The 13,061-nt window shown below is 49.4% G+C and carries 2 tRNA genes and 7 rRNA genes; all 9 read left to right on the top strand.

Features of this window, described 5'->3' with window-relative positions:
- The first annotated feature begins 136 nt into the window (after window positions 1-136).
- The 9 genes from ACZ5R2_RS01600 to ACZ5R2_RS01560 all read left to right on the top strand — a co-directional run bounded on the left by ACZ5R2_RS01600 (window position 137) and on the right by ACZ5R2_RS01560 (window position 12,936).
- Window positions 137-1,688, top strand: a 16S ribosomal RNA gene (locus ACZ5R2_RS01600).
- 112 nt (window positions 1,689-1,800) lie between these two features.
- Window positions 1,801-1,876: transfer RNA gene (locus ACZ5R2_RS01595), tRNA-Val, on the top strand.
- A 384-nt stretch (window positions 1,877-2,260) separates the two neighbouring features.
- Window positions 2,261-5,148, top strand: a 23S ribosomal RNA gene (locus ACZ5R2_RS01590).
- Window positions 5,149-5,272: 124 nt separating this feature from the next.
- Window positions 5,273-5,389 (top strand): 5S ribosomal RNA (gene rrf / locus ACZ5R2_RS01585).
- A gap of 419 nt (window positions 5,390-5,808) precedes the next feature.
- A 16S ribosomal RNA gene (locus tag ACZ5R2_RS01580) occupies window positions 5,809-7,376 on the top strand.
- 345 nt (window positions 7,377-7,721) lie between these two features.
- Window positions 7,722-10,609 (top strand): 23S ribosomal RNA (locus ACZ5R2_RS01575).
- 124 nt (window positions 10,610-10,733) lie between these two features.
- Window positions 10,734-10,849: ribosomal RNA gene (gene rrf, locus ACZ5R2_RS01570) — 5S ribosomal RNA — on the top strand.
- A 397-nt stretch (window positions 10,850-11,246) separates the two neighbouring features.
- Window positions 11,247-12,798, top strand: a 16S ribosomal RNA gene (locus ACZ5R2_RS01565).
- Together the 16S, 23S and 5S rRNA genes with 2 tRNA genes alongside form the textbook arrangement of a ribosomal RNA operon.
- Window positions 12,799-12,860: 62 nt before the next feature.
- Window positions 12,861-12,936, top strand: a tRNA-Glu gene (locus tag ACZ5R2_RS01560).
- Window positions 12,937-13,061: the final 125 nt, after the last annotated feature.

Here is a 13,061-nt window from a genome sequence, read left to right as displayed (position 1 = left end):
AATCCAATTAGAAGCTTAGGCTTCAAATTAGGTTTCAATGAACTGAGTGACCAATTTGAATGAGCAATCATTCGAGCACAGTCAATTCACATATCGTTAGATATGAATTCAGTATTCATTGAGCCGACAAAATCTTAAATTGAAGAGTTTGATCATGGCTCAGATTGAACGCTGGCGGCAGGCCTAACACATGCAAGTCGAGCGGCAGCGACAGTTACAATCCTTCGGGGGCGTTTCTGGGCGGCGAGCGGCGGACGGGTGAGTAATGCCTGGGAATATGCCTTGATGTGGGGGATAACTATTGGAAACGATAGCTAATACCGCATAATCTCTTCGGAGCAAAGAGGGGGACCTTCGGGCCTCTCGCGTCAAGATTAGCCCAGGTGGGATTAGCTAGTTGGTGAGGTAATGGCTCACCAAGGCAACGATCCCTAGCTGGTCTGAGAGGATGATCAGCCACACTGGAACTGAGACACGGTCCAGACTCCTACGGGAGGCAGCAGTGGGGAATATTGCACAATGGGCGCAAGCCTGATGCAGCCATGCCGCGTGTGTGAAGAAGGCCTTCGGGTTGTAAAGCACTTTCAGCAGTGAGGAAGGTATCGTAGTTAATAGCTGCGGTATTTGACGTTAGCTGCAGAAGAAGCACCGGCTAACTCCGTGCCAGCAGCCGCGGTAATACGGAGGGTGCGAGCGTTAATCGGAATTACTGGGCGTAAAGCGCATGCAGGTGGATGATTAAGTCAGATGTGAAAGCCCGGGGCTCAACCTCGGAACAGCATTTGAAACTGGTCATCTAGAGTACTGTAGAGGGGGGTAGAATTTCAGGTGTAGCGGTGAAATGCGTAGAGATCTGAAGGAATACCGGTGGCGAAGGCGGCCCCCTGGACAGATACTGACACTCAGATGCGAAAGCGTGGGGAGCAAACAGGATTAGATACCCTGGTAGTCCACGCCGTAAACGATGTCTACTTGGAGGTTGTGGCCTTGAGCCGTGGCTTTCGGAGCTAACGCGTTAAGTAGACCGCCTGGGGAGTACGGTCGCAAGATTAAAACTCAAATGAATTGACGGGGGCCCGCACAAGCGGTGGAGCATGTGGTTTAATTCGATGCAACGCGAAGAACCTTACCTACTCTTGACATCCATAGAACTTAGCAGAGATGCTTTGGTGCCTTCGGGAACTATGAGACAGGTGCTGCATGGCTGTCGTCAGCTCGTGTTGTGAAATGTTGGGTTAAGTCCCGCAACGAGCGCAACCCTTATCCTTGTTTGCCAGCACTTCGGGTGGGAACTCCAGGGAGACTGCCGGTGATAAACCGGAGGAAGGTGGGGACGACGTCAAGTCATCATGGCCCTTACGAGTAGGGCTACACACGTGCTACAATGGCGCATACAGAGGGCAGCCAACTTGCGAGAGTGAGCGAATCCCAAAAAGTGCGTCGTAGTCCGGATTGGAGTCTGCAACTCGACTCCATGAAGTCGGAATCGCTAGTAATCGTAGATCAGAATGCTACGGTGAATACGTTCCCGGGCCTTGTACACACCGCCCGTCACACCATGGGAGTGGGCTGCAAAAGAAGTGGGTAGTTTAACCTTCGGGAGGACGCTCACCACTTTGTGGTTCATGACTGGGGTGAAGTCGTAACAAGGTAGCCCTAGGGGAACCTGGGGCTGGATCACCTCCTTATACGAAACGGATAGTTTGCTTTCACTTTTTAAAGTGAAGACAAATAAGTCGCGATGAGTGTTCACACAGATTGATGGTTTTATTTTAAGAGCACGCTACCTTGCGTAGGCAAGGGCGATTAGCTCAGTTGGGAGAGCACCTGCCTTACAAGCAGGGGGTCACTGGTTCGAGCCCGGTATCGCCCACCATCTTTAAGCACACTTCTTTAAATAGAAGGTCTTAAGTGTTCTTAAAAATGGTTACTTCATACGAAGTGATTTGTTCTTTAAAAATTTGGAAAGCTGACGAATAACAACAATCCCCTTATCTTTTAGATAAGCGTTGTTATTCAAATAAAAGTTCTCAAATCCTATATCGAACCTTTTTATTAAGGGAACATATAGGTACCAACACACATTCAAGTGTTCTTGGAAGTAGCGAAAGCTACTTAATATTTGAGTCCGGCAAAATCGAGTCTGCATCATGTATAAAAATTGCAGACAACTTTGGTTGCTTATTTGTCTTCACTTTTCAAAAGTGAAAGCAAAGAGACGACAATCTCAAGGTTTCTTTGAAACTCTTTGGGGTTGTATGGTTAAGTGACTAAGCGTACACGGTGGATGCCTTGGCAGTCAGAGGCGATGAAAGACGTAGTAACTTGCGATAAGCCCAGATTAGGTAGTAACAACCTGTGAGTCTGGGATTTCTGAATGGGGAAACCCACTCTCATAAGAGAGTATCACTAACTGAATACATAGGTTAGTGAGGCGAACCGGGGGAACTGAAACATCTAAGTACCCCGAGGAAAAGAAATCAACCGAGATTCCGAAAGTAGCGGCGAGCGAAATTGGACTAGCCCTTAAGCTTTTAATGATACAGGTGAAGCCTCTGGAAAGTGGCGCGATACCGGGTGATAGCCCCGTAACCGACATATCATAATCAGTGAAATCGAGTAGGGCGGGACACGTGATATCCTGTCTGAATATGGGGGGACCATCCTCCAAGGCTAAATACTACTGACTGACCGATAGTGAACCAGTACCGTGAGGGAAAGGCGAAAAGAACCCCTGTGAGGGGAGTGAAATAGAACCTGAAACCGTGTACGTACAAGCAGTAGGAGCACCTTCGTGGTGTGACTGCGTACCTTTTGTATAATGGGTCAGCGACTTATATTCAGTAGCGAGGTTAACCATCTAGGGGAGCCGTAGAGAAATCGAGTCTTAACTGGGCGTCGAGTTGCTGGATATAGACCCGAAACCAGGTGATCTAGCCATGGGCAGGTTGAAGGTTGAGTAACATCAACTGGAGGACCGAACCGACTAATGTTGAAAAATTAGCGGATGACTTGTGGCTAGGGGTGAAAGGCCAATCAAACCTGGAGATAGCTGGTTCTCCCCGAAATCTATTTAGGTAGAGCCTCGGACGAATACTACTGGGGGTAGAGCACTGTTAAGGCTAGGGGGTCATCCCGACTTACCAACCCTTTGCAAACTCCGAATACCAGTAAGTACTATCCGGGAGACACACGGCGGGTGCTAACGTCCGTCGTGGAGAGGGAAACAACCCAGACCGCCAGCTAAGGTCCCAAAGTATAGCTAAGTGGGAAACGATGTGGGAAGGCTTAGACAGCTAGGATGTTGGCTTAGAAGCAGCCATCATTTAAAGAAAGCGTAATAGCTCACTAGTCGAGTCGGCCTGCGCGGAAGATGTAACGGGGCTAAGCTATACACCGAAGCTGCGGCAATGACTTTTAGTCATTGGGTAGGGGAGCGTTCTGTAAGCCGTTGAAGGTGAGCTGTAAGGCTTGCTGGAGGTATCAGAAGTGCGAATGCTGACATGAGTAACGATAAAGGGGGTGAAAAACCTCCTCGCCGGAAGACCAAGGGTTCCTGTCCAACGTTAATCGGGGCAGGGTAAGTCGACCCCTAAGGCGAGGCCGAAAGGCGTAGTCGATGGGAAACGGGTTAATATTCCCGTACTTCTTACAATTGCGATGGGGGGACGGAGAAGGCTAGGTGGGCCTGGCGACGGTTGTCCAGGTTCAAGTGCGTAGGCTTGAGAGTTAGGTAAATCCGGCTCTCTTTAAGGCTGAGACACGATGTCGAGCATCTACGGATGTGAAGTCATTGATGCCATGCTTCCAGGAAAAGCCTCTAAGCTTCAGATTGTAAGGAATCGTACCCCAAACCGACACAGGTGGTCGGGTAGAGAATACCAAGGCGCTTGAGAGAACTCGGGTGAAGGAACTAGGCAAAATGGTACCGTAACTTCGGGAGAAGGTACGCTCCTCGCGGTGAAGTCCCTTGCGGATGGAGCTATGGGGAGTCGCAGATACCAGGTGGCTGCAACTGTTTATTAAAAACACAGCACTGTGCAAAATCGTAAGATGACGTATACGGTGTGACGCCTGCCCGGTGCCGGAAGGTTAATTGATGGGGTTAGACTTAGGTCGAAGCTCTTGATCGAAGCCCCGGTAAACGGCGGCCGTAACTATAACGGTCCTAAGGTAGCGAAATTCCTTGTCGGGTAAGTTCCGACCTGCACGAATGGCGTAATGATGGCCACGCTGTCTCCACCCGAGACTCAGTGAAATTGAAATCGCTGTGAAGATGCAGTGTACCCGCGGCTAGACGGAAAGACCCCGTGAACCTTTACTACAGCTTGGCACTGAACATTGAGCCTACATGTGTAGGATAGGTGGGAGGCTTTGAAGCAAGTACGCCAGTATTTGTGGAGCCATCCTTGAAATACCACCCTTGTATGTTTGATGTTCTAACTTAGACCCCTTATCGGGGTTGAGGACAGTGCCTGGTGGGTAGTTTGACTGGGGCGGTCTCCTCCCAAAGAGTAACGGAGGAGCACGAAGGTGGGCTAATCACGGTTGGACATCGTGAGGTTAGTGCAATGGCATAAGCCCGCTTGACTGCGAGAATGACAATTCGAGCAGGTGCGAAAGCAGGTCATAGTGATCCGGTGGTTCTGTATGGAAGGGCCATCGCTCAACGGATAAAAGGTACTCCGGGGATAACAGGCTGATACCGCCCAAGAGTTCATATCGACGGCGGTGTTTGGCACCTCGATGTCGGCTCATCACATCCTGGGGCTGAAGTCGGTCCCAAGGGTATGGCTGTTCGCCATTTAAAGTGGTACGCGAGCTGGGTTTAGAACGTCGTGAGACAGTTCGGTCCCTATCTGCCGTGGGCGTTGGAAGATTGAAGGGGGCTGCTCCTAGTACGAGAGGACCGGAGTGGACGAACCTCTGGTGTTCGGGTTGTGATGCCAATCGCATTGCCCGGTAGCTAAGTTCGGAATCGATAACCGCTGAAAGCATCTAAGCGGGAAGCGAGCCCTGAGATGAGTCTTCCCTGATACTTTAAGTATCCTTAAGGGTTGTTCGAGACTAGAACGTTGATAGGCAGGGTGTGTAAGCGTTGTGAGGCGTTGAGCTAACCTGTACTAATTGCCCGTGAGGCTTAACCATACAACACCCAAAGGGTTTTGATGGACTCAAAGCTAAGAACTTTGAATGTGTAAGAGAATAGAAGCGAGAAACGAGAGTCGAGAGACGAGTTTTAAGCTTACAGCTTTCCGAATTTAAAAATTTGCTTGGCGACCATAGCGATTTGGACCCACCTGATTTCCATGCCGAACTCAGAAGTGAAACGAATTAGCGCCGATGGTAGTGTGGGGCTTCCCCATGTGAGAGTAGGACATCGCCAGGCTTGATTTTGACCAGTTTCTGTACGGAAACTAGTCACCATAAGGTTTTGAGATTTTTCTTAGAATTTTATGTTGACTTACAGAGTCAATAGCGTATTATTCGCGTCCGCTTCAAGGTTAAGGCCTAGAAGCAAAGCTCTTTAAAAATATAAACCTATCAATCTGTGTGGGCACTCGTTGATGATAATCCAATTTTGGTTTTCACTTTTTTATAAAAGTAAAATCAAAAACTGATTCTTCGGAATCAAATGACTATCAATGAACTGAGTGACCAATTTGAATGAGCAATCATTCGAGCACAGTCAATTCATTATCGTTCTGTTGGAACGATAATAGCTTTAAAATTACTTCTTACTTTCGGGTAAGGATGAGTTTTGAAGTCAGTATTCGTTGAGTCAGTCCTTCGGGACATCAAAATCTTAAATTGAAGAGTTTGATCATGGCTCAGATTGAACGCTGGCGGCAGGCCTAACACATGCAAGTCGAGCGGCAGCGACAGTTACAATCCTTCGGGTGCGTTTCTGGGCGGCGAGCGGCGGACGGGTGAGTAATGCCTGGGAATATGCCTTGATGTGGGGGATAACTATTGGAAACGATAGCTAATACCGCATAATGCCCTTGTTTATAACGAACAGGAGCCAAAGAGGGGGACCTTCGGGCCTCTCGCGTCAAGATTAGCCCAGGTGGGATTAGCTAGTTGGTGAGGTAATGGCTCACCAAGGCAACGATCCCTAGCTGGTCTGAGAGGATGATCAGCCACACTGGAACTGAGACACGGTCCAGACTCCTACGGGAGGCAGCAGTGGGGAATATTGCACAATGGGCGCAAGCCTGATGCAGCCATGCCGCGTGTGTGAAGAAGGCCTTCGGGTTGTAAAGCACTTTCAGTCGTGAGGAAGGTGTCGTAGTTAATAGCTGCGGTATTTGACGTTAGCGACAGAAGAAGCACCGGCTAACTCCGTGCCAGCAGCCGCGGTAATACGGAGGGTGCGAGCGTTAATCGGAATTACTGGGCGTAAAGCGCATGCAGGTGGATGATTAAGTCAGATGTGAAAGCCCGGGGCTCAACCTCGGAACAGCATTTGAAACTGGTCATCTAGAGTACTGTAGAGGGGGGTAGAATTTCAGGTGTAGCGGTGAAATGCGTAGAGATCTGAAGGAATACCGGTGGCGAAGGCGGCCCCCTGGACAGATACTGACACTCAGATGCGAAAGCGTGGGGAGCAAACAGGATTAGATACCCTGGTAGTCCACGCCGTAAACGATGTCTACTTGGAGGTTGTGGCCTTGAGCCGTGGCTTTCGGAGCTAACGCGTTAAGTAGACCGCCTGGGGAGTACGGTCGCAAGATTAAAACTCAAATGAATTGACGGGGGCCCGCACAAGCGGTGGAGCATGTGGTTTAATTCGATGCAACGCGAAGAACCTTACCTACTCTTGACATCCAGAGAACTTTTCAGAGATGAATTGGTGCCTTCGGGAACTCTGAGACAGGTGCTGCATGGCTGTCGTCAGCTCGTGTTGTGAAATGTTGGGTTAAGTCCCGCAACGAGCGCAACCCTTATCCTTGTTTGCCAGCGAGTAATGTCGGGAACTCCAGGGAGACTGCCGGTGATAAACCGGAGGAAGGTGGGGACGACGTCAAGTCATCATGGCCCTTACGAGTAGGGCTACACACGTGCTACAATGGCGCATACAGAGGGCAGCCAACTCGCGAGAGTGAGCGAATCCCAAAAAGTGCGTCGTAGTCCGGATTGGAGTCTGCAACTCGACTCCATGAAGTCGGAATCGCTAGTAATCGTAGATCAGAATGCTACGGTGAATACGTTCCCGGGCCTTGTACACACCGCCCGTCACACCATGGGAGTGGGCTGCAAAAGAAGTGGGTAGTTTAACCTTCGGGAGGACGCTCACCACTTTGTGGTTCATGACTGGGGTGAAGTCGTAACAAGGTAGCCCTAGGGGAACCTGGGGCTGGATCACCTCCTTATACGATGATTATTGCGATGAGTGTTCACACAGATTGATGGTTTTGAAGCGAAAGCTTCGAGCTATTTGCTCTTTAAAAATTTGGAAAGCTGACGAATAACAACAATCCCCTTATCTTTTAGATAAGTGTTGTTATTCAAATAAAAGTTCTCAAATCCTAAATCTTTAAGATTTGGGTACCAACACACATTCAAGTGTTCTTGGAAACAACATGACTTCGGTTGTGTTTGTTTAATATTTGAGTCCGGCAAAATCGAAAGCTATCTCGCTCATTCAATAATGAGATAGCAACTTTGGTTGTTTAATGACAATCTCGAGGTTTCTTTGAAACTCTTTGGGGTTGTATGGTTAAGTGACTAAGCGTACACGGTGGATGCCTTGGCAGTCAGAGGCGATGAAAGACGTAGTAACTTGCGATAAGCCCAGATTAGGTAGTAACAACCTGTGAGTCTGGGATTTCTGAATGGGGAAACCCACTCTCATAAGAGAGTATCACTAACTGAATACATAGGTTAGTGAGGCGAACCGGGGGAACTGAAACATCTAAGTACCCCGAGGAAAAGAAATCAACCGAGATTCCGAAAGTAGCGGCGAGCGAAATTGGACTAGCCCTTAAGCTTTTAATGATACAGGTGAAGCCTCTGGAAAGTGGCGCGATACCGGGTGATAGCCCCGTAACCGACATATCATAATCAGTGAAATCGAGTAGGGCGGGACACGTGATATCCTGTCTGAATATGGGGGGACCATCCTCCAAGGCTAAATACTACTGACTGACCGATAGTGAACCAGTACCGTGAGGGAAAGGCGAAAAGAACCCCTGTGAGGGGAGTGAAATAGAACCTGAAACCGTGTACGTACAAGCAGTAGGAGCACCTTCGTGGTGTGACTGCGTACCTTTTGTATAATGGGTCAGCGACTTATATTCAGTAGCGAGGTTAACCATCTAGGGGAGCCGTAGAGAAATCGAGTCTTAACTGGGCGTCGAGTTGCTGGATATAGACCCGAAACCAGGTGATCTAGCCATGGGCAGGTTGAAGGTTGAGTAACATCAACTGGAGGACCGAACCGACTAATGTTGAAAAATTAGCGGATGACTTGTGGCTAGGGGTGAAAGGCCAATCAAACCTGGAGATAGCTGGTTCTCCCCGAAATCTATTTAGGTAGAGCCTCGGACGAATACTACTGGGGGTAGAGCACTGTTAAGGCTAGGGGGTCATCCCGACTTACCAACCCTTTGCAAACTCCGAATACCAGTAAGTACTATCCGGGAGACACACGGCGGGTGCTAACGTCCGTCGTGGAGAGGGAAACAACCCAGACCGCCAGCTAAGGTCCCAAAGTATAGCTAAGTGGGAAACGATGTGGGAAGGCTTAGACAGCTAGGATGTTGGCTTAGAAGCAGCCATCATTTAAAGAAAGCGTAATAGCTCACTAGTCGAGTCGGCCTGCGCGGAAGATGTAACGGGGCTAAGCTATACACCGAAGCTGCGGCAATAACTTTTAGTTATTGGGTAGGGGAGCGTTCTGTAAGCCGTTGAAGGTGAGCTGTAAGGCTTGCTGGAGGTATCAGAAGTGCGAATGCTGACATGAGTAACGATAAAGGGGGTGAAAAACCTCCTCGCCGGAAGACCAAGGGTTCCTGTCCAACGTTAATCGGGGCAGGGTAAGTCGACCCCTAAGGCGAGGCCGAAAGGCGTAGTCGATGGGAAACGGGTTAATATTCCCGTACTTCTTACAATTGCGATGGGGGGACGGAGAAGGCTAGGTGGGCCTGGCGACGGTTGTCCAGGTTCAAGTGCGTAGGCTTGAGAGTTAGGTAAATCCGGCTCTCTTTAAGGCTGAGACACGATGTCGAGCATCTACGGATGTGAAGTCATTGATGCCATGCTTCCAGGAAAAGCCTCTAAGCTTCAGATTGTAAGGAATCGTACCCCAAACCGACACAGGTGGTCGGGTAGAGAATACCAAGGCGCTTGAGAGAACTCGGGTGAAGGAACTAGGCAAAATGGTACCGTAACTTCGGGAGAAGGTACGCTCCTCGCGGTGAAGTCCCTTGCGGATGGAGCTATGGGGAGTCGCAGATACCAGGTGGCTGCAACTGTTTATTAAAAACACAGCACTGTGCAAAATCGTAAGATGACGTATACGGTGTGACGCCTGCCCGGTGCCGGAAGGTTAATTGATGGGGTTAGACTTAGGTCGAAGCTCTTGATCGAAGCCCCGGTAAACGGCGGCCGTAACTATAACGGTCCTAAGGTAGCGAAATTCCTTGTCGGGTAAGTTCCGACCTGCACGAATGGCGTAATGATGGCCACGCTGTCTCCACCCGAGACTCAGTGAAATTGAAATCGCTGTGAAGATGCAGTGTACCCGCGGCTAGACGGAAAGACCCCGTGAACCTTTACTACAGCTTGGCACTGAACATTGAGCCTACATGTGTAGGATAGGTGGGAGGCTTTGAAGCAGGTACGCCAGTATTTGTGGAGCCATCCTTGAAATACCACCCTTGTATGTTTGATGTTCTAACTTAGACCCCTTATCGGGGTTGAGGACAGTGCCTGGTGGGTAGTTTGACTGGGGCGGTCTCCTCCCAAAGAGTAACGGAGGAGCACGAAGGTGGGCTAATCACGGTTGGACATCGTGAGGTTAGTGCAATGGCATAAGCCCGCTTGACTGCGAGAATGACAATTCGAGCAGGTGCGAAAGCAGGTCATAGTGATCCGGTGGTTCTGTATGGAAGGGCCATCGCTCAACGGATAAAAGGTACTCCGGGGATAACAGGCTGATACCGCCCAAGAGTTCATATCGACGGCGGTGTTTGGCACCTCGATGTCGGCTCATCACATCCTGGGGCTGAAGTCGGTCCCAAGGGTATGGCTGTTCGCCATTTAAAGTGGTACGCGAGCTGGGTTTAGAACGTCGTGAGACAGTTCGGTCCCTATCTGCCGTGGGCGTTGGAAGATTGAAGGGGGCTGCTCCTAGTACGAGAGGACCGGAGTGGACGAACCTCTGGTGTTCGGGTTGTGATGCCAATCGCATTGCCCGGTAGCTAAGTTCGGAATCGATAACCGCTGAAAGCATCTAAGCGGGAAGCGAGCCCTGAGATGAGTCTTCCCTGATACTTTAAGTATCCTTAAGGGTTGTTCGAGACTAGAACGTTGATAGGCAGGGTGTGTAAGCGTTGTGAGGCGTTGAGCTAACCTGTACTAATTGCCCGTGAGGCTTAACCATACAACACCCAAAGGGTTTTGATGGACTCAAAGCTAAGAACTTTGAATGTGTAAGAGAATAGAAGCGAGAAACGAGAGTCGAGAGACGAGTTTTAAGCTTACAGCTTTCCGAATTTAAAAATTTGCTTGGCGACCATAGCATTGTGGACCCACCTGATTCCATGCCGAACTCAGAAGTGAAACACAATAGCGCCGATGGTAGTGTGGGGCTTCCCCATGTGAGAGTAGGACATCGCCAGGCTTTAATTTTGACCAGTTTCTGTACAGAAACTAGTCACCATAAAGTTTTGAGAAATAACTTAAAATTTTATGTTGACTTACAAAGTCAATAGCGTATTATACGCATCCGCTTCGGGGTTAAGGCCTTGAAAGCACTTCTCTTTTTAGAGGAAGCTCTTTAACAATATAAACCTATCAATCTGTGTGGGCACTCGTTGATGATAATCAAAAATGAAGCTTAGGCTTCAACTTAGATTTCAATGAACTGAGTGACCAATTGATACTTCGGTATCAGCACAGTCAATTCATTATCATTCTGTTGGAATGGTAATAGCTTTAAAATTACTTCTTACTTTCGAGTAAGAAAGAGTTTTGAAGTCAGTATTCGTTGAGTCAGTCCTTCGGGACATCAAAATCTTAAATTGAAGAGTTTGATCATGGCTCAGATTGAACGCTGGCGGCAGGCCTAACACATGCAAGTCGAGCGGCAGTGACAACATTGAACCTTCGGGGGATTTGTTGGGCGGCGAGCGGCGGACGGGTGAGTAATGCCTGGGAATATGCCTTGATGTGGGGGATAACTATTGGAAACGATAGCTAATACCGCATAATGCCTTCGGGCCAAAGAGGGGGACCTTCGGGCCTCTCGCGTCAAGATTAGCCCAGGTGGGATTAGCTAGTTGGTGAGGTAATGGCTCACCAAGGCAACGATCCCTAGCTGGTCTGAGAGGATGATCAGCCACACTGGAACTGAGACACGGTCCAGACTCCTACGGGAGGCAGCAGTGGGGAATATTGCACAATGGGCGCAAGCCTGATGCAGCCATGCCGCGTGTGTGAAGAAGGCCTTCGGGTTGTAAAGCACTTTCAGCAGTGAGGAAGGTATCGTAGTTAATAGCTGCGGTATTTGACGTTAGCTGCAGAAGAAGCACCGGCTAACTCCGTGCCAGCAGCCGCGGTAATACGGAGGGTGCGAGCGTTAATCGGAATTACTGGGCGTAAAGCGCATGCAGGTGGATGATTAAGTCAGATGTGAAAGCCCGGGGCTCAACCTCGGAACAGCATTTGAAACTGGTCATCTAGAGTACTGTAGAGGGGGGTAGAATTTCAGGTGTAGCGGTGAAATGCGTAGAGATCTGAAGGAATACCGGTGGCGAAGGCGGCCCCCTGGACAGATACTGACACTCAGATGCGAAAGCGTGGGGAGCAAACAGGATTAGATACCCTGGTAGTCCACGCCGTAAACGATGTCTACTTGGAGGTTGTGGCCTTGAGCCGTGGCTTTCGGAGCTAACGCGTTAAGTAGACCGCCTGGGGAGTACGGTCGCAAGATTAAAACTCAAATGAATTGACGGGGGCCCGCACAAGCGGTGGAGCATGTGGTTTAATTCGATGCAACGCGAAGAACCTTACCTACTCTTGACATCCATAGAACTTAGCAGAGATGCTTTGGTGCCTTCGGGAACTATGAGACAGGTGCTGCATGGCTGTCGTCAGCTCGTGTTGTGAAATGTTGGGTTAAGTCCCGCAACGAGCGCAACCCTTATCCTTGTTTGCCAGCACTTCGGGTGGGAACTCCAGGGAGACTGCCGGTGATAAACCGGAGGAAGGTGGGGACGACGTCAAGTCATCATGGCCCTTACGAGTAGGGCTACACACGTGCTACAATGGCGCATACAGAGGGCAGCCAACTCGCGAGAGTGAGCGAATCCCAAAAAGTGCGTCGTAGTCCGGATTGGAGTCTGCAACTCGACTCCATGAAGTCGGAATCGCTAGTAATCGTAGATCAGAATGCTACGGTGAATACGTTCCCGGGCCTTGTACACACCGCCCGTCACACCATGGGAGTGGGCTGCAAAAGAAGTGGGTAGTTTAACCTTCGGGAGGACGCTCACCACTTTGTGGTTCATGACTGGGGTGAAGTCGTAACAAGGTAGCCCTAGGGGAACCTGGGGCTGGATCACCTCCTTATACGATGATTATTGCGATGAGTGTTCACACAGATTGATATGGTTATATTGAGCTCACCTAGTGTCCCGTTCGTCTAGAGGCCTAGGACACCGCCCTTTCACGGCGGTAACAGGGGTTCGACTCCCCTACGGGATACCATCTTTAAGCACATTTGCTTAAGTGTTCTTAAAAATGATTACTTCATTTGAAGTGATTTGCTCTTTAAAAATTTGGAAAGCTGACGAATAACAACAATCCCCTTATCTTTTAGATAAGCGTTGTTA

The organism is Vibrio sabulosilitoris (assembly GCF_055391395.1).
This window is presented reverse-complemented; position numbering and strand designations above follow the sequence as displayed.